Source organism: Alkalimonas collagenimarina (genome assembly GCF_030717845.1).
In the GTDB taxonomy this organism is placed as follows: Bacteria; Pseudomonadota; Gammaproteobacteria; order Enterobacterales; family Alteromonadaceae; genus Alkalimonas; species Alkalimonas collagenimarina.
This window is the reverse complement of record NZ_JAUZVZ010000003.1, coordinates 117,172-136,839: the sequence shown is the minus strand read 5'-3', so window position 1 is coordinate 136,839 and position 19,668 is coordinate 117,172. Positions and strand designations below refer to the sequence as shown.

General features: G+C 48.6%; 12 protein-coding genes. 7 read left to right on the top strand and 5 right to left on the bottom strand.

Annotated features, from left to right (window positions below):
- The first annotated feature begins 16 nt into the window (after nucleotides 1–16).
- On the top strand, nucleotides 17–667 hold the full coding sequence (locus tag Q3O60_RS03010) for a response regulator (RefSeq protein WP_305892423.1): 651 nt from the start codon (nucleotides 17–19) through the stop codon (nucleotides 665–667).
- 362 nt (nucleotides 668–1,029) lie between these two features.
- A complete protein-coding gene (locus Q3O60_RS03005) occupies nucleotides 1,030–2,625 on the top strand; it encodes an isocitrate lyase (RefSeq protein WP_305892422.1) in 1,596 nt (531 codons plus the stop codon).
- A gap of 58 nt (nucleotides 2,626–2,683) precedes the next feature.
- On the opposite strand, the gene Q3O60_RS03000 is transcribed toward Q3O60_RS03005, so the two are convergent.
- Complete coding sequence (locus tag Q3O60_RS03000) at nucleotides 2,684–2,932, bottom strand: DUF3297 family protein (protein WP_305892421.1); 249 nt, start codon at nucleotides 2,930–2,932, stop codon at nucleotides 2,684–2,686.
- Between the two features lie 200 nt (nucleotides 2,933–3,132).
- Here Q3O60_RS03000 and Q3O60_RS02995 point away from each other — a divergent pair, with 200 nt between their 5' ends.
- Nucleotides 3,133–3,774: an energy-coupling factor ABC transporter permease gene (locus Q3O60_RS02995; RefSeq protein WP_305892420.1), complete on the top strand. Its 642-nt coding sequence runs from the start codon at nucleotides 3,133–3,135 to the stop codon at nucleotides 3,772–3,774.
- A gap of 3 nt (nucleotides 3,775–3,777) precedes the next feature.
- Here Q3O60_RS02995 and Q3O60_RS02990 read toward each other — a convergent pair whose 3' ends face one another.
- On the bottom strand, nucleotides 3,778–7,260 hold the full coding sequence (locus tag Q3O60_RS02990) for a PAS domain-containing hybrid sensor histidine kinase/response regulator (RefSeq protein ID WP_305892419.1): 3,483 nt from the start codon (nucleotides 7,258–7,260) through the stop codon (nucleotides 3,778–3,780).
- 54 nt (nucleotides 7,261–7,314) lie between these two features.
- A complete protein-coding gene (locus Q3O60_RS02985) occupies nucleotides 7,315–8,064 on the bottom strand; it encodes a 3-hydroxybutyrate dehydrogenase (RefSeq protein WP_305892418.1) in 750 nt (249 codons plus the stop codon).
- 362 nt (nucleotides 8,065–8,426) lie between these two features.
- Here Q3O60_RS02985 and Q3O60_RS02980 point away from each other — a divergent pair, with 362 nt between their 5' ends.
- The gene (locus Q3O60_RS02980) at nucleotides 8,427–10,022 is read left to right on the top strand and encodes an AbgT family transporter (RefSeq protein ID WP_305892417.1); all 1,596 of its coding nucleotides are present in this window, start codon (nucleotides 8,427–8,429) and stop codon (nucleotides 10,020–10,022) included.
- Between the two features lie 133 nt (nucleotides 10,023–10,155).
- Here Q3O60_RS02980 and Q3O60_RS02975 read toward each other — a convergent pair whose 3' ends face one another.
- Complete coding sequence (locus tag Q3O60_RS02975; protein ID WP_305892416.1) at nucleotides 10,156–11,193, bottom strand: LacI family DNA-binding transcriptional regulator; 1,038 nt, start codon at nucleotides 11,191–11,193, stop codon at nucleotides 10,156–10,158.
- Nucleotides 11,194–11,621: 428 nt separating this feature from the next.
- On the opposite strand from Q3O60_RS02975, the gene Q3O60_RS02970 reads away from it, so the two are divergent.
- The 3 genes from Q3O60_RS02970 to Q3O60_RS02960 all read left to right on the top strand — a co-directional run bounded on the left by Q3O60_RS02970 (nucleotide 11,622) and on the right by Q3O60_RS02960 (nucleotide 16,693).
- Entirely contained in the window at nucleotides 11,622–14,213 is a 2,592-nt protein-coding gene (locus Q3O60_RS02970; RefSeq protein ID WP_369812618.1) for a TonB-dependent receptor, read from the top strand.
- Between the two features lie 61 nt (nucleotides 14,214–14,274).
- On the top strand, nucleotides 14,275–15,819 hold the full coding sequence (locus Q3O60_RS02965) for a tryptophan halogenase family protein (RefSeq protein ID WP_305892415.1): 1,545 nt from the start codon (nucleotides 14,275–14,277) through the stop codon (nucleotides 15,817–15,819).
- Nucleotides 15,820–15,964: 145 nt separating this feature from the next.
- Nucleotides 15,965–16,693, top strand: a complete 729-nt coding sequence (locus Q3O60_RS02960) for a SapC family protein (RefSeq protein ID WP_305892414.1) — start codon at nucleotides 15,965–15,967, stop codon at nucleotides 16,691–16,693.
- 366 nt (nucleotides 16,694–17,059) lie between these two features.
- On the opposite strand, the gene Q3O60_RS02955 is transcribed toward Q3O60_RS02960, so the two are convergent.
- Entirely contained in the window at nucleotides 17,060–19,648 is a 2,589-nt protein-coding gene (locus tag Q3O60_RS02955; RefSeq protein WP_305892413.1) for a family 20 glycosylhydrolase, read from the bottom strand.
- Between the last annotated feature and the right edge of the window lie 20 nt (nucleotides 19,649–19,668).

Sequence of the window (19,668 nt, the reverse complement as noted above, 5' to 3'; positions counted from 1 at the left end):
TTTGTAACGAGCTACTATGATTGCCATTATTGCGGATGATCACCCGTTGTTTCGGGTGGCCTTATCTCAAGCCTCACAAACCATACTTGGTGATAACGCCCTGTTATTGCAAGCTGAAAATATGGCGAAAGTCTGGGCTTTGTTGCGACAACACCCCGATACCAGTTTGATCTTCCTCGATTTAAAAATGCCGGGAGCCGATGGCTTCGCTGGCTTAACAGCATTACGTACCGAATACCCTGATGTGATTGTGTTGATGGTCTCCGCAGTGGAAGAGCCCTCGGTGATCAAACAAGCTTTGCAACTGGGTGCTGCAGCCTATGTGCCTAAATCGGCACCATTGGATGTATTGTCGGAAGCCATAGCGGCCGTGCAGCAAGGCGATAGCTGGGTACCTGCGGCCTTGAGCCAAGATATCGCCGATGCCCGAACGCTGATCGATCAAGACTTTGCCCACCGGCTAGAGCAATTGACACCGCAGCAATTTCGAGTGTTGAAAATGATTGCCGATGGTTTGCTGAATAAGCAAATTGCCTATGAAATGAATGTGCAGGAAACCACCATTAAACAGCATGTTTCAGCTATTTTGCGCAAGCTGCATGTCAATAACCGTACACAAGCCGGTATTTTATTCGAAAAACTGAAGTTGCCGGACGAGCTGGCATAAGCTGAGTACGCTGCATCCATTCAACAAACCCTGATTATTTGTTTAATTGATACCAATTATCACCTGCATTCATCAAATCTATAAATAAAGGCTGTTTTTGCTTAGATCAGCCATTGCCGCACATCAAATGGCTCTGCTATTGCCGCGAATAATGATGCACCCATTTTACCTTTTTGGTTGTTTTATTTTAAAGTCTATTAAAAACAACAGATTACATTATTGCTGCTAAGCAGGATTTAAGCATTGGTTGTCATTTTTCATCATAGTTTCAGTGAATGATTGAAATGATATTTATTAATTATATTTATGTGCGAAAGGAGGCTAGATTTAAGTCACACCCAAGAACAGCCCTGAAGGAAATGATGATGTCTTACCAACAAGCTCTGGACCAATTGTCTACACTGATCAGCTCTAAAGACAGCAGCTGGAATGCCATTAACCCAGAATACGCTGCTCGTATGCAGCTGCAAAATCGCTTTCAAACCGGCTTGGATATTGCTCGCTATACGGCTGCAATTATGCGCAAAGACATGGCCGATTACGATGCCGATAGCAGCCAATACACGCAGTCGCTTGGTTGCTGGCATGGTTTTATCGGCCAGCAAAAAATGATAGCCATTAAAAAACACTTTGGCAGTACCGATAAGAAATACCTGTATCTGTCAGGCTGGATGATTGCGGCCCTGCGCTCTGAATTTGGCCCGCTGCCAGATCAATCCATGCACGAAAAAACCTCGGTACCGGCCCTTATTGAAGAACTGTATACCTTTTTACGTCAGGCTGATGCCCGTGAGCTTGGAGGATTATTCCGCCAGCTGGATACGGCTAAAGCAGCCGGTGATGCAGCGAAAGCGTCTGAACTGCAGCAACAAATAGATAACCATCAAACCCATATCGTACCGATTATTGCCGATATTGATGCTGGCTTTGGTAATGAGGAAGCCACCTATTTGCTGGCGAAAAAAATGATTGAAGCAGGTGCCTGCTGCATCCAGATCGAAAACCAAGTATCGGACGAAAAACAATGTGGCCACCAGGATGGCAAAGTAACGGTTCCGCATGCTGATTTCCTCGCTAAAATCCGTGCGGTGCGCTATGCCTTTTTAGAGTTGGGCATCAACGATGGTGTTATTGTGGCGCGTACCGACTCTCTGGGTGCTGGCTTGACCAAGCAAATCGCTGTCACCAATGAACCCGGTGATTTAGGTGATTTGTACAACAGCTTCCTGGATGGCGATTATGTGACCAATGCTGACGATATCGCCAATGGCGATGTGGTGGTGAAAGCCAATGGCAAGTTGTTAAAGCCAAAGCGTTTAGCCAGTGGTTTGTTCCAGTTCCGTAAGGGCTCTGGTGAGGATAGAGTGGTGCTGGATTGCATTACGTCCTTGCAGCATGGTGCTGATTTATTGTGGATCGAAACCGAGAAACCGCATGTCGGCCAGATCGCAGCCATGGTCAATCGTATCCGAGAAGTAGTGCCCAATGCCAAGTTAGTCTACAACAACAGCCCATCCTTTAATTGGACGCTGAACTTCCGCCAGCAGGTGTTTGATGCATGGCAACAAGAGGGCAAAGATGTATCCAGCTATGATCGGGCGCAGTTGATGAGTGCCGATTACGATAGTAGCGAATTGGGTCAGGAAGCCGACCGTCGTATCCAGACGTTCCAGGCCGATGCAGCACGTGAAGCGGGTATCTTCCACCACCTGATCACCTTGCCAACCTACCATACGGCAGCGTTATCTACGGATAATCTGGCAAAAGAGTACTTTGGCGAAGCGGGCATGCTGGGTTATGTCGAAGGGGTGCAACGCAAAGAAATCCGCCAAAGCATTGCCTGCGTCCGCCACCAGAATATGGCTGGCTCCGATATGGGTGATGATCACAAAGAGTATTTTTCTGGCGATGCGGCACTAAAAGCATCTGGCAAAGACAATACCATGAATCAGTTTTAGAGCGTGGTTGAGGCGCTTTGATACGGCAGCCCTAGGGCTGCCTTTTTTTATGTTCGAGCTACTTGTAGTAGGCTTCAACCGTGCCTTTCAGCGTAATTAACATCGGTTGACCACGACGATCCAATGCTTTTGGTGATGGCACTTTTACCCAGCCTTCACTGATGCAGTATTCTTCAACATTGGTCCGCTCTTTGCCATTCAGTCGAATGCCAATTTCGTGCTCGAAACATGCTTCGACATAGTGTGGGCTGCGAGGGTTGCCAGCAAGGCGATCAGGTAACGTCGGTTTTGAATCAGTATCGCTCATTTTCATGACCTAAAAAATAGTAAGTGCGCCATTGTAGACAATGCAAGCCAGACGCTCAAGAACTCTCACCATGGCCATCGCCAGATAAGCTGGGGCACAAGCAAGTAAAACAGGTGGTGGGTGTGCAGTTAACCATCGGTGTTTTCTGGCTAACAATGCTACCATACCAGTAGTACGGTTTTTTGCAGCGAGGGGCTAAAATGTTGAGTCTGTTGGGCTGGGCGGGGTTCATCATGGGGCTTTGGCTAAGTTTTCCGCGCGAATTCTGGCCGAAGCTAAAATCTGAGCCGGAGTATCAGCATTTGGTGTTTGGCTCAGCAGCAGTACTACTGTTGCTGTGGCTGATGCAGGCTAGTATTTATGATGGCTTAGCGGTGCACTTTTTAGCGGTTACCGTGTTGGTGCTCTGTCATGGTTGGCGCATTGCCAGCTGGATTTGCTTGCTGCCTTTTCTGGTACTGCTAGTGCTGGGGCAGGTGTCTCTGGCAGATGGTGGCTGGTTTGCCCTGACCACCTTTGTACTTCCGGCCATGTTTAGTGGTTTGATGTTCTGGTTTAGTTATTACTATTTGCCCAGACACTTATTTGTCTATATTTTCGTAGCGGCATTTTTTGCCGCAGCCCTGACCATGCTGTTGCATATGGGGCTGACATCGGCTTGGTTGTTTTTAGACGGCCGCTATCCCTGGCACATTATTCAAGACAACTACTTACTGCTGGCGCTGTTGATCAGTTTCCCTGAAGCATTATTAAATGGCATGGCGGTCACTCTAATGGCCTTGTACCGGCCGCACTGGCTACGTACTTTTTATGACAATGAGTATTTATCGCCTGAACGCTAAACCTCAGCGCAATAAGCGCTGAAACAGCCGCTTTAAGGTGACTGGTTTTAATGGTTTGAGCAAGAAATGGAAACCGGCATTGAGAGCGGCTTCACGCACTTGTTCGCTGTGATCGGCGGAGTGAATGACCACCGGCAGTTGCAGTGAAAAATGATTGGCCAGTTGCTCGGCCACCATCACGCCGGTTGCCCCTTGATCCAAATGGAAATCAAACAACAACAAATCGGGTTTTAACCCCTGACGTATGGCTTGTAGTGCCTGCTCTGGCTTGCTGATGGCGTGGACCTCACAATCCCAGCTTCGTAGCAGCTCGGCGACGGCTTGTAGCAATTGGGTATCGTTATCCAACAATAATATTTGCTTGTTGCTGAAGTTGGCGCGGATGCCTTGCTCTGGCGTACTGCGTATTGCGGTTACCGGTAGATGGCTGCGCGGTACCAGCACGCTAAAGCAGCTGCCTTGCTCTGGGGTGGAGTGCAGCTGTAGTGGGTGTTGCAGCATGCTGGTGATGCGATTAGCAATCGCCAGGCCAAGGCCCAAACCTTTTTGGTGCTGGTTGTCCCCTTGTTGGAACTCTTCAAAAATACGCTGTTGGTCGGCTTTGGCAATGCCGATGCCGGTATCGAGCACGCAAATTTGTAGCTGACTGCCCCGACGTTTTACCGCCAGCACAATGCGGCCATGATCGGTGTAGCGAATGGCGTTGGCCAGTAGATTTTGCAAGGCCCTCTTCAGCAGTTTCCGGTCGCTGACGATGGCTAGTTTGCTGGGCAGGTAATGAAATTGCAGATTTTTTTCGGCCGCCAGCACAGCGGCATCGCGGGCAATATCATCCAATACCTCGGTGAGCGCAATGCTTTGATGGCTGGCTTTGACTACACCCGCATCCAGTTTGGTGAGTTCTAAGATCGAGGTCAATAACTCTTCTGCCGAATCCAGTGAGCTGATCAAGTGCTCGCTAAGTTGATTCAGTTCAATGCTATCGGCTTTTTCTTTGATCAGGCTGGCAAACAGAGCGGCTGCATTGAATGGCTGCATTAAATCATGACCAGCGGCGGCAAAGAAGCGAGTTTTTGCTTGGGTGCTGGCTTCAATTTTTTGTTGGGCTTGCTGCAACTGATGGTTTAATGTTTCTAGTTTCTGCGTACGATCCGTCACGCGTTGTTCCAGCGTAAAATTGCTTTGTTCCAATGCTTGTTGTGTTTCAACAAAGGAGGTGATGTCAGTAAAGGTGGTAACAAAACCGCCACCAGGTAAGGGGTTGCCCTGCATTTCAAACACGCGACCGTCCTTTTGCGGGCGCTGAAATTTATAACTGCTGCCTTGGCGTAAAAACCCCAGACGCTTGTCGACCTCTGCATCCAGATCACGACTGAAGATTAAGCCCCGCTCGGCATTCAGCCGGATTAAATCGGCCACCGGCCTGCCGACTTCAACCAAACCTGCGGGGTATTCAAACATATCGAGGTAGCGCTGGTTCCAGGCAATTAAGCGCAAGTCGGCATCCACCACACTAATACCCTGACTGATGTTATCGATGGTCGCTTGCAGTAAGGCCTGATTGAATTGAAACACCTGACTGGCTTCATCGACAAAGCGAGCCACGGATTCCAGCGGTAACTGGCTGTGGCGGCTGGCAGCATCCATCACCAGACGCATGGAGGCTCCACCAATCACTGCGGACAATGCCCGCTCTGACGATTGGATCAAATTAAGTGGGGCAGGGGTATGCTGTTCTTGTAGGTTGCTTTTTATGGTTCGTTGCAACACCCGGTTGGCTTCTGACTCCCCGGCAAAGCGTCGTAGTAATAAATAGCAATCTTGCACCGACAAGTTGGGTTGGCGATTGCTGTTGCTTGCCGTCCCTGATTTTTGCAAGAAGCGGCCACTTTCCAACCACTCACCGACCCGGGTTTGGCTAAAATGGCTGACCAACAGCACCATCAGCAGGTTGATGGTTAAACTCAGCAACACACCTAGTGTGATGGCGTCGACGCCGAGACCGAATAGCTGATGTGGTGCCAGCCATTCAATACCCATTGGTCCACTGTTCAGCCACTGTGTACCGAGCCAGCCAGCCCGACTTAACTCCGGCAATAACAGAATATAGGCCCAAACCAAAGCACCGCTGAGCAGACCTGCCAGCGCACCCTGTTGATTGACCCGGCGCGACAGCAACCCAAGGATTAAGGCTGGCGCCAATTGAGCGACTAAGGTAAATGCCATCAGGCCAAGTTGGGCTAAACCGGTCTCGGTGCCTATCCAGCGGTAATAGACAAAACCGAGGCATAGTACTACCAGCATGGCGGCACGCCGTAAGTTAGCAATTTTTAATAAACTTGGCGGGCTGTAGGCGGTTTGTCGGGCGCGAAATAATAGCGGCGTCAGTAGTTCGTTGGTGATCATGATACCAAGCACCACGGTGGCGACCACCACCATACTGGTGGCTGCTGAGAACCCCCCTAAATAGGCCAGTAAGGCGATGTCGGTCCGATTTGCCGCCATCGGCAGTTGCAGCACCACCAAATCAATATTGACATCATTACCCAGCAGCATCACACCGGCCAAAGCGACCGGTAAAGTGAAGATACTCATTAGCAGTAAATACAGTGGAAAGATCCAGCGTGCACTGCGTAAGTGACCGAGTCGTTGATTTTCAACAAAGGACACATGAAACATGCGCGGTAAGCAGAGTGTGGCGGTAAAACCGAGCAACACATGCACCCAGTAGGTATGAGTAGGTAAGGCATTGCGTTGCAGCTGTTGCACCGCTTGATGGTTTTGTGCTGCGCTGAAAATAGATTGCATGCCATCGTAAATACCCCAGCAGACAAAAGCACCAATAGCGAGCAGGGCGAGCAGCTTCACCAGTGATTCAAAGGCGATGGCGGTCATTAAACCCGGGTTGGGTTGATGCGCCTTAGCGCTTTTACTGACAAAAAGCAGCGCAAATACCGCCATCCACAAGCTGACAAAAAGCCCGGTATCCTGATACCAGTTGGCGGCTTGCTCGGAAGACACCATGACATTGATGCTGGTTGAAACGGCATGAAGCTGCAGAGCGATGTAGGGAATAATCGCCATAAACAGGATCAGCGTAATACTGACCGCCAGTATTCTGGAATGGCCGAAACGGGTGGCGATAAAGTCAGCAATAGAAGTAATGCGATAACGACGGCAAGCAATGGCAATTCGTGCCATCAATTGGAAGCCGAGCCAGAATAAAATAAAGGAACCAATGTAGGTCGGGGGGATCCACCAGCCATTGACTGCGGCCTGTGCAGTCACGCCATAAAAAGCCCAGGACGTGCAATAAATGGATAAAGCAAAGCTAAACACCCAAGGAGCCAATGGGTGCTTGCCCGTTATCCTGCGGCCAAAATAGCCCACGCTGAACAGGATCACCAAATACAACACCGAAATTGCAGCAATGGTGCCAAGGCCAATGTGACCTTGTTCAGCAATCAGTTCAGCGGGATCTTTCATGCAGGCTCCGGGTAGAAGATAGCGGCGCAGCTAGTACTACGCCTGTTTTTGAGTTTACCGTGCCGTCCAGCCGCCGTCGAGTACCAGGGTTTGTGCGGTCATATGCCGTGCACCATCACTGCATAAAAAGGCTGCGGTGGCGGCGATTTCATCCACATCAATAAAGGCTTTTTGCGGCATGGGTGCCAGCATAATGGTATCAATCACTTCTTGCTCGCTGATGTTGTGTTCTTTTGCCTGCGCCTTAATTTGTTGCTCGACCAGCGGGGTTTTGACATAGGCCGGGCAAATGGTATTGATGGTTATATTGTTGCTGCCATTCTCCAGCGCCACCACCTTGCTAAAACCGAGCAAACCATGTTTGGCGGCGACATAAGCCGATTTATAGGGCGATGCAATCAGGGCGTGAATGGAGCCAATATTGATAATGCGACCAAAGTTGCGCTGCTGCATGCCCGGTAACATGGCTTTGGTCAGCATGGCTGGACCGGTCAGCATCACCTCCAGCAATAGACGCCACTTATCGGTGGGGAAGTCTTCCAGCCGGGCGACATGCTGAATGCCTGCGTTGTTGATCAGAATATCTGCCGGGTACTGTGCAGAGCAACGCGCTATGGCATCTGCGTCGGTGACATTCAGTACGCAGCCTTCGGCCTGATAACCTTGCTGGCGCAGCTCTGCTACTTTCTGTTCTATGATCGATTCATCGAGATCGGCCAACACTACCCGGTGCGACTGGGCAGCAAAGTGATTGGCAATCGCATAGCCAATGCCGCCAGTAGCTCCTGTTATGACAACGTTCATACTCTACTCCTGATTCTGTCAGCCTCTGTGCTTCGTTATATGCTAGCAAGTACGACTGGAACAACAACGGTACTTTAGTGCTATAGCTTGTGCTTTTCCGATACTTGATGCCTATTAGACATCTAGCTATCTGTCTTATACCAGTAAGGCTGATCGGCTTTCCTGTTTGCTTGGGGTTGTGATAGAGTTTGCTTTATTTAGAACAATAATGATGACGCATTCAGCAGGTTTTCAGCGCATTGAGTGGTGATTTTGTCCCGCTTGGCCATGTTTCTGTGGTAAATCGTTGAAAACCCTAAGTTGGCATCCAAGACCAAACCCTTGAGTGTGTATTATCAACCTATCATTAAGAGGCGCTTCGCATGTCAGCTGGTCCACAGCAGCAGTACCCCTCATCAGAGAAACGGGGTTGGTTTACCAGTTTTCTTGATACCGTTGAATGGTTAGGAAATCTCCTGCCTCATCCGGTTACTTTATTTGCCTTGTTCGCACTAGCGGTTATTTTTGGCAGCGGCATTGCGTCCTTCTTTGATGTCAGTGCTTTAGATCCCCGGCCAGAAGGTGCGGCTGGCCGTGCTGAGGATGGCGTGATTCAGGTGGTTAATTTGGTCAGTGTTGATGGCCTGCAGCGTATTGTATCCAACCTGGTCACTAACTTTACCGGCTTCCCGCCGCTTGGCGTGGTGCTGGTCGCACTGCTGGGCGTTAGTGTTGCAGAGCACTCGGGTTTAATCTCCGCCGCGATGCGTGGCCTGGTGATGAATGCCTCGCCGCGTATGGTCACTGTCACCATCGTATTTGCCGGCATTGTGTCTAATACCGCTTCAGAGCTTGGCTACGTGGTGTTGATCCCAATGGCTGCGGTGATTTTCCATTCATTGGGGCGGCATCCGCTGGCGGGCTTAGCGGCTGCCTTTGCCGGTGTGTCGGGTGGCTACAGCGCTAATTTATTTATCGGTACCGTCGATCCGTTGCTGGCTGGCTTTACTGAAGCGGCTGCCCATCTGATTGACCCGACCTATACTGTCGGGCCAGAAGCTAACTGGTTCTTTATGATTGTCAGTACCTTCTTTATTGCGGCACTTGGGGCCATTGTCACGGAAAAAATTGTCGAACCCAAGCTGGGTAAGTACGACGTTTCGGAAGCCTCGATCGATTTAGGGGCACAAAAGCTGGAGCCATTACAACCCGAAGAAAAGCGGGCCTTAAAAGGTGCAGGTATTGCGTTTCTGATCCTGGCGGCTTTGCTGGCCTGGAGTATCATTCCAGAATCCGGGGTATTGCGTCATCCGGATACGGGTGAGGTGCAGGGTTCACCGTTCTTACGCGGCATCGTGGTGTTTATCTTTATTACCTTTGCCATACCGGGCTTTGTCTACGGCAAAATAGCCGGCACCATGAAAAATGATAAAGATGTCATTAATGCCATGTCGAAGAGCATCGGCTCGATGGGGTTATACATTGTACTGGTATTTTTTGCCGCCCAGTTTGTTGCCTTTTTCGGCTGGAGTAATCTGGGGACAATCTTTGCGGTCAAGGGGGCGACCTTCCTGCAAGAAATCGGATTAACCGGGCCAGTGCTGTTCTTTTTCTTTATCGCCATGTGTGGCTTTGTCAATTTAATGCTGGGCTCGGCATCGGCGCAGTGGGCCATTACAGCGCCGATCTTCGTTCCAATGCTGATGATTATTGGCTATTCGCCTGAAGTTATTCAGGCGGCCTATCGGATAGGAGATTCCGTTACTAATCTAATCACGCCTATGATGAGTTATTTTGGCCTGATCCTGGCAGTCGCCGCACGTTATAAGAAAGACCTGGGGATTGGCACACTCATTGCCACCATGCTGCCGTACTCGATGATCTTCTTTATCGGCTGGACCACGCTATTTATTGTCTATGTCTTTGTACTGGGCTTGCCGGTTGGCCCTGGCACAGAAACCTACTACAGCTTTGATTAGGCGTAAGGCCGCATGGTTATAAAGTGAGTGAGCTTTGTTTTCAGCAAAGACAAAAAGTGCAGCTTGAGGGCTGCACTTTTTTATGTCCATCGAAACTTTTTCGTTGCTGTTTATCACTTTATGCAGTGTGACGTCACTTTTTCTGACAGGCCTGCGCGCTGGTAGACTCCCGCACCACTAATTCAGGAATAAACACTGGCTGGGCGTGAATTTGCGCTTTATTGGCGTTAGGACGGGTGTGCTTAAACAACAACTCGGCAGCCTGAGCGGCGATGGTGCTGTTAGGCTGATGCGCGGTTGTCAGCGGTGGCCAGGTTTGACGCGAGAAAGGACTATTTTCAAAACCAGCAATGGATAACTGTTCTGGAATTTGAATATTCATCAAGCGCGCATGAAATAAGGCACCGGCGGCAATTTCATCGTTACAGGCAAAAATAGCGGTTGGGCGTTGAGGCAGTGCCATCAGTTTTTTTGCCCCCTCTACTCCCGACTCAAACGAGTAATGCCCCGGTACAATATACTTAGGGTTGGTATGTAGGCCGCGCTTGGTAATGGCCGCTTTAAAGCCAGCCAGGCGCTCGCCACTTGAGCTGTGCTCTTCATCACCGCACAAAAAAGCGATATCGGTATGGCCCAACTCTAGCAAATGGTTGGTGATTTTGAAGGCAGCGGTAAAGTCATCAATCAAAACGCAGTTGTTTACTGTTGGCGATGGTGTTGAGCCAGAAATTATGCGCACAAAATCCACTTTCATTTCTTCCAGTGCGGCTGCGATATGGGGCATTTCAGAAAAAGGTGGTGTCAGAATTAACCCGGCTAAGCGGGATTTATTCACCAACTCCTTTACTTCATCAACGATACCAGGAGATTTCGCATTGGTCGGGTGGATCAGCAATTCATAGCCGTGCTTCTTACAACTATCCAATAAGCCTTTTTGCATATCAATGATGTAATACGCATTAGGGTTATCATAGATATAACCAATGCTGTACGAGCGGGTACTCGCTAGGTTGCGCGCTGCTGAGTTAGGCTGATACTGCAACTCGTTAATGGCAGCCATGACTTTTTCATGCGTATCTTGTCGAACGGAGGGTTCATTATTCATCACCCTGGAGACCGTTTTAATGGAGACTCCAGCATGTTTTGCAACATCATTGATGGTGGCTTTCATCGATTTGCCCTGCAAATAAATACAATTATTTATACTTTAAACTGGACGAGCAGGCTCGGGGTTATTATGGTTATCAAGCCAAGATGACAGCGCTGGTCAAATTTAGAGCATTCGTGTGATAGTGATACGCTTTTTTTGACCAAATCGCAAGTTATCCAATGGTCGGATATCACCGAAAGCTTAATTATAAACGATTTGCAACGCTGAATAAATGACCAGCGCACCTTTGTTTATCTGCTTTTCAAAGCCTGTAGTGTGCACTCTGTCGCATCTACGTAGGCAGAACGAACAAAAATAGTTGAAAAAATCATCAGTTTTGATTTGCATTGCTGATTTTTTTTGTGTAAGTTAAATTGCAATGACAGCGTTGTCATTGCGGGATAGATAAAAATAATAGCGCAAGATCATAAGAGGAACGGGAGAAGCTTATGTCTAACAATAAAATAAACAAGTGTGCCTTAGCGGTAAAACTAGGGCTAATGGTCGGGGCTTTTGGCCTCACCATGCCAGTTATGGCGAATGATGCAGCAGCCGATGATGTCGAAGTCATTGAGGTACGTGGTATTCGAGCCTCGCAAGAGGCCAACCTGAATGCTAAGCGGTTTAGTGATGCAACGGTGGATGTTGTTACGGCAGAGAATATTGGCAAGTTCCCCGATAGTGACGTTGGTGAAACTTTAGGCCGTATCTCCGGCGTTGCGGTTAGTCGACAGTTTGGACAGGGGCAACAGGTTTCTATTCGAGGTGCATCCAGTCAGTTAACATCTACCTTGTTGAATGGGCATGCGATTGCCTCCACCGGTTGGTATGATCAGCAGTCCATTGATCGCAGTTTCAATTACTCGTTATTGCCGCCAGAGCTGGTAGGCGAGGTGGAGGTGTACAAGTCTTCGCAAGCTAATCTGCCTGAAGGTGGGGTTGGTGGTACTGTGATTGTGAATACCCGCAAACCAATGAGTTTGGATGCCAATACAGCTTTTTTCAGCGTGAAAGGGGATTATGGCAGCATCTCTAAGAAGACAGACCCTGAGCTTTCAGGTTTGTACAGCTGGAAAAACGACGATGAAACTTTTGGCTTTTTGTTTGCCGCCGCTTATGCCGAAACCAGCTATCAGCGCAATGGCATTGAGTCCTTACTTGGCTGGGGGGATATCGTTCCTACGACTTTTGAACAAGAGCGTGAGCGCACAGCACTTAATGCCACTTTCCAGTATCGGCCAAGCCAGAATTTAGACATTGGTTTGAACCTGCTGAGTCTGGATATGAAAGCTAATAATGCCAATACCTCATTATTTGTGATGTTCCCGGATGATAAAGATGCAGCCTGTGAGGCTCGGAACGCATCGGGTACCTGTACTTTCTATCGTCGTGGCGCTGATGACGAGAACCCTGGTTGGGGGCAAACCTGGGCCCGTATTGCCAGTATGAGCTCGGATACGGTTGATTTAAACTTTACTTATGAAGCAGACAGCTACACCTTAAAAGGCCGTGCTGGCCATACTAAAGCTGATGGAGGTACTGATTTAACGGCAAACTATGGTTTCTGGTTGGGTCAGCCAGCTGACTATGCGGGTACCTACGATGCGACTGGAAAAGTCATTGATATCAACATTGCTAATAAGCATTTCACTGCCGATGATTTTCAGGCGAATCTTGGGCCAGAAGGTTGGTCATTAAAGAAACAGCCAAACAGTGACGAAGAAACCTATGCCCGGCTTGATTTATCCATCCCGGTAACGCTGGGTGTTATTTCGGAAATACACACAGGGGCCAGCTGGTCTAACCATGAAGTAAAAACAGAAACATTCACCGTAGATATGGCCAGTACAGTTCCAAATAATCCGGCCAGTCGTTATTACTCCGGCACGGTATCCTCTGCTGCAGGCTTTACGTTACCAAGAGCCCATCTAGGCAATATGATTGCAGATGCTAATGCTGCCATTGCCAACTTTGTGGATACTTCCATTGATTATCGCTCGGGTTACGGCACTATTAAAGAACGCAATGTTGCTCTGTATCTGATGGCAGATTACTTCACCGATACCGTACGCGGTAACTTTGGTCTGCGTTACGTCCGCACCAATGCGGAATCAGACTTTTTCAACTTCACTGGCGGTGTGTACGATGATGTACTTTCCACCGATAAAGCGAGCTACACTGAAGTGCTACCAAGCTTCAACATCGCTTACAATGTGACTGATGATGTGATTCTGCGTGGTTCTCTGGCACAAGTCATTGCGCGGCCGAATTACTACGATATGTTTTCACGATCATCTTTCTCCGGTTATGCGGATGGAACGCCAGGTAATGAGGTGGTTACAAAAGGTAATGTTGGCCTTGCACCGTTCAAAGCAACGCAAGGCGACTTGGGGATTGAGTACTACTTCAGTAGCCGAGGAATGAGTAGTGCGACCTTCTTCTTTAAGAATGTCGATACCTTTGTAACTTCCGGCCAGTTGCTGAACCAGCAAATCGGAGTGGTCGATCCGGATTCAGGCGAGGATAACTGGACAGTCGCCACTATCCTGAATGGTAAAGGTGGTGATATTTATGGTGTTGAGCTGCAAACTCAAAACGCTTTTGATAATGGTTTTGGTTATGTAGCGAACTATACTTTTGTTGATGCCAGCTCTCCATCCGGTAATTACCCAGATGAAATCGGCAGGTTTTCGGACTCGTCGCGTCATTCACTCAACCTGGTTGGTTACTATGAGGCAGATGATTACACGGTTCGGGTGGCATACAACTGGCGGTCTGCTTACATGATGCGTGAACTACCTGGCTTCTATGGTAACCGTGAGCATCAAAGTTACGGTAGCCTTGATTTAAGTGCTGGCTATCAAATCAGTGAAAACCTAAACCTGACCTTTGAGGTTGTGAACTTACTGGAAGAAGACAGTGTTCAACTTGGTGTCGCGCCAGCTGAAGCTGAGGTAATTGATGAATTTAAAAACGGTTACCCTGCTTGGTTTTTCGAAGGCGAGCGACGTGTTAAGTTTGGTCTAAGTTACCGCTTCTAACTGGTATGTATTAGCCAATAGAGAAAACCCGGTAGCTCAGGCTGGCCGGGTTTTTTATTTTATGAAGCCTATCTTGGGAGGCGTCTTGATAAAAAAAATTGCTATCGTTGGAGGTGGAACCGCTGGCTGGCTGGTTGCGAATCATTTAGGGCAACAATTCCGGCATCAACCTGGAATCACCATCACACTGATTGAATCACCGACCATTGCGACCATTGGTGTTGGCGAGGGAACGGTGCCGGCCATTCGTTATTCATTGAAAAAATTTGGAGTATCAGAGACCGATCTATTGACCCAATGTGATGCTACATTCAAGCATTCGATCAAGTTTATCAACTGGCTCGATAAGAGTAAGCACGGTGAAAATGCCTATCATCACTTGTTTAGCAACCCGTTGGTCCATGGGTTGGATTTGACCAGTTTGTGGCTACATCAGGTGGGGGATTATGCCAGTTTTGTGTCACCACAAGCCGCTGTTGTTGCAGCTAGCTTGGCGCCAAAGTCGATTACGGCAGCAGAGTTTCAGTGTACAGTGCCCTATGCTTATCATTTCGATGCCCGCAAATTTGCGGGCTTGTTGCATGCAAATGCGACCGAATCGTTTCGGGTTCAGTATGTGCAGGCGGATGTGACCGATATTCGCATTGATGAAGCTGGCTTTATTACACATCTTGTCACCGCACAGCAAGGAGAATTAGCCTTTGACTTTGTGATTGACTGTACTGGTTTTCAGGCGGCATTGCTTGGAGAGAAACTGAAGATCCCATTTCAAAGTTGCGCCGACCAATTATTTACCGATACTGCCTTAGCGGTACAGGTGCCCTATAACCAGGAGCCGAAGCTACCTCCGTACACACTTGCTTCAGCTCATCAGGCTGGCTGGGTTTGGGATATCGGATTGACTAGCCGGCGGGGCGTTGGTTTTGTCTACTCATCAGCTCATATGACAGAAGATAAAGCGTATCAGAAGTTGGAACGCTATGTTGGCAAGTCAGAGCTTGCGACACTTTCGGTGCGAAAAATTCCAATGCAGGTAGGGCGTAGAGCCAAGTTTTGGCATAAAAACTGTGTCGCAATTGGTTTGTCTCAGGGCTTTGTCGAGCCGCTTGAAGCCACGGCCATTTTACTTGCTGACTTTTCTGCCGATTTGCTAAGTCAGTGTTTCCCGGCTGAGCGAAGTGAAATGGATTTAGTCGCCGAACGGTTTAATCAGCGTATGGTGCATGCCTGGGATCGGGTGCTGGACTTTATCAAGCTGCATTATTGCATCTCTGATCGCACCGATTCTGATTTCTGGCACGATAATAGGGAGCCCGCTTCTATACCAGAATCACTGCAACAGAAGTTAGCACTCTGGCGGAACCATGTACCCACCAGGGAGGACTTTTTCAGTAAGTTTGAAGTGTTCGATTTAGAGAATTATCTGTATGTACTGTACGGTATGAAGTACCCAACTAAAAAGCCGCTGCTCACACCAGACTACCAGGCACAGGCAGAGCTTGCTGCAAAGCAGGTGCAGCAGCAGGCTCAGGTTCTTGGTTCAGAGCTTATTCCACATCAGGAGTTGCTGGCAAAAATTAAGCAGTATGGTTTACAAAAAGTGTAAGTATCGAAGGCAAGATGAGTAGCATTATCCAAAGCAAACATAAGCTGCAATCTATTGAAGATTTCTTTTCGCTGCCTCTGGTCCCAAGCCACAAACTGCAGTAAGGTAGCATGGGATTTTTTCCAAATAACTCTCAGGATTTTTTATGTCAGTAAATATTGTTCCGTTATCGAAAGAGCAGCATCAAGCGCTGCGTGTTAATGCAAAGCAACCCTTTGCTCATATTGCGTCTGAGCATTTATTACCTGTTGTGGTGCATGAGTTTGGTCCAGCCTCTGCTGTTTTCCCTATCGTCTTTGTAAAAAACAATGAAAATGGTAACTTTCAGTCGGTTGCTTTACTTGGCTTAGAGCAGGGTAAAAACTTATTTTTGCAAGGCGACACCATGCAAGCGACCTACCTGCCGATGGCCGCTCGTAACTACCCATTCTTTTTGACACCAGATCCAACCAATGAGACTCAACTGACCGTTGGGATCGACGAAAATAGCGCTCGTGTTTCAAAGAAAGAAGGTGAAGCACTGTACACTGAACAAGGTGAAGAAACGGAGTTTCTGCAAAAAGTGAAGAATCAGTTAGCTGACTTTTTTGACACCAGCCGGGTCACTCGCGAGTTTATTAAGCATGTAGTTGACTTAGGGCTGCTGGAAGCGAAGACATTAACCGTGCAAGTGAATGATCAGAAGCGTGAAATCAATGGTTTGTATCTGATTGACGAGAAAAAGCTGAATGAGCTCACCGATGAGCAGTTTCTCGATTTACGCAAGAAAGGGTACTTAGCGCCGATTTATGCCCAGATGATCTCGGTGCAACAGGTGCAGCGTTTAACTCGCTGGCAAAGTGAGTTAGAAACAGCGAAGCCAGCAACGGCCTAAGCGCTTTTACTGTCTTGACCAAAGGGCTCTGATGAGCCCTTTTTTTATGAAAAGCATAATTACTACTTGAACTGGATAAAAAAACGTCATATATTGATATGACAGCGTTGTCATTGCGATGCAGTAGCAATGTTGGGATGTCTCACCGCATCCGCTCCCTGGGAGGTTTGATGGTGCCGGATCAAACCAGCCATCCCGGTAATTAGTATTGGTAGTTGGTGCTAATTACTAACGGCAAACAAGGATGTTGAGTTTATTTGCCAATCCTTTATCCAAGGGTACTTTTGCCAGCAAAGCATGCTTTGCTGGCTTTTTTTTGCGCGAAAAAAAGCCCTGCTATCAAGCAGGGCTGACTGAGTCAGACGATTAAAGCTTAATGGTGCGGCTGTGAATACCCGCATAGGTTGTGGCGCGAAACCAGACTTCAGCTTCATGCTGCAGTGGCTCTTGATAGCGCTGCCAGCTCTGGCCTTGATCCAAACTGTATTCAAGAGGCAAGCCAGGCCAAGCGGTGCTTGCTTTGATACTCTGCCCCTCACGAACCGCTCCCGGTACTGGAACATAGTGCAGGCTACCTGATTGCTGTAAGCGAGTGAACTCGATCTGAGTCAGTCGTTGGGCAAAGTGCTGCCATGCCTGTTGCGCTGCTGCTGAGCTTTTGTTGGGCTCCCAGTCTGCTTTATGCCAGGCCCGTTCAGCCAGTGCCAGTAACCGGGGGTACACCATGGTTTCCAGTTGCTCAGCAGTGCGGATGGTTTCGCTCCAGACCTGACCTTGAATACCGAGCATATTTTCTGGCTTTTCTAATTGAGGGAGTGGACGCCCGAGCAGCGCTTCAAGATCGGTGATTGGGGTACCATCACGCGTAAACTCTGCATTGCTGTACAGATGGTCGGGGCGATAATGAAATACTTTTTCAGTATCGGTGTAACGGGCGGCCCAATAATAACCACGTTCTTCCGGGTGGGCTTCTTGTGGATGGTCAAAATACAAGTTAGTACCGGCTGATTGCACTACCTGATATCCCGCATTAGCAAAGCGATAGGCTCTATCGCCATAACCCCATTCCCAAATATTATCCCAGGCGTTTACGATCACGGTTTTGTTTTCAAACTGCTCACGTTGGAATGGGTTGACCGGGTCAGCCATCAGGCCGTCTTCCCAGGCCGCCATTGCAAGCCCGCGTTGATTACTAAGCTGAGCTACTCGATTAATAAAGTGAGGCTTTAAGTCTGCGACGCCAGTCACACCATTGAGTGGATCGGCAAACAGCTGCTGGCAGGCAGGCGCCTTTTCCCAAGAGCCGGTTCCCACTTCATCTCCGCCCATATGAAATACTTGCAGTTGCAAACCGGCATCACGATACATTTGCTGCAATTCATACATGACTTTGTCGATAAAGGCATAGGTAGAATCCAGACAGACATTGATCGAGTTGTCGTTGTAGTTTTGTACGGTTAAGTACTCAGAACGGTCATCGGTTTCAGACAACAGATACTGCTTGGCTTGCTCAGGCTTGTTGTCAGTTTTTAGTCGCTGATAGCGCGCCTCCATGGCCTTAATGGCTGCACGGGCATGACCTGGCATATCAATTTCCGGGATCACTTCAATATGATGCGCCTTGGCATGTTGCAGCAGTTGAATAAACTGCTGGCGGCTAAAGTAGCCATTGCCACTGCCGTCGGTATGAGGCCCGGTGCCGAGTTGGGTGAGCAGGCATCGTTGCTCGGTTAAGTCGAAGCAACGGTTGGCGCCAATGGCGGTGAGTTCTGGCAACCCCGGGATTTCCAACCGCCAGCCTTCATCTTCAGTCAGGTGCAGGTGCAATTTATTCAGCTTATAACGGCCCATTTGTTCAATCAGCCGCATAGTGACATCAAAGCCATGAAAGTTACGCGCCATATCGTAATGCATACCACGCCATGCATAGCGCGGATAATCGACAATGGTCAGCTGCGGTACCCTTACTTGAGGGGCCTGGTCAGTCGATTGAGCGGGCAGTAATGCCAATAAACTTTGAATGCCATAAAACACACCGGCTTCATCAAAGCCGGTGATATCTATACGATTGCGTTGCACTTGCAGCTCATAACCTTCTGCTTGAAGTTTAGGGTGCTTTGGCTCCAGTTGCAGATGGATGATAGGCTGCTGGTTGTTGCTGGCATTGATAGTAGTGAGAGGCTGGCCAAAGTAATCTGCCAACTGTGCAGCAAGATAACTGCCCTCCGCACTAAGGGCTCCACTGAACTGCAGTTGCCACTGTGCGCTTAGTTCGCTGTAGCCGCGGCGATGTTGAATTTGTACCGGTTGGGGAATAATCCGTTGTTGCAAATCCTCTTCGCTCATTAGGCGAGCTGGTTGCTGATGGTTTAGGTACCGTTGTTCATTGGTCATGGTGGCAAAACCATCGCCATCACCGATATTGCGTAGTCGCTGCTCGGGTTCAGTCATTGGCCGGACAAAGCGGCTGAAATCTTCCGTGTCGGTGTTGGCAAACACTGCTGGCGTTAATTCACCAGCGACCATAAAAGCTCTGGGCATCCAGTCCGAATAGCTGATGATCCATGGCGCAGAAACAAAAGTTAGTTGCAGCTGTTCCCCGCCAGGCAGACCGGCAAAGTCTGCGGTGGGTTGGATGCGATGCAAATCGCCTTGAATATGATCAAGTTGCAAACCATGTTGCTCTACGCTAACTATTTTACGCACCGAGTGAAAATACCAGGCCCAATCGGCGGCTCCGGCAGGTAAGTCGTAGGATGAATGATTTTCCAGTTCGATACGACCCCGAAAACGGCCTGCTTCGGGTAATAAGTTGGATTCAACAGCAAAATACCACTGCGTCTGGTTGGTGAAATCGGCGAGTTGTTGCTCTGAGGGCAAGGAAGAGGCATGGCTGTACCAGCCCATACATAAAGCAATGCAGCATAGCCAGAAGGGTAATAGCTTTTTTATCATCGAGTTATCTCCTAATTTTC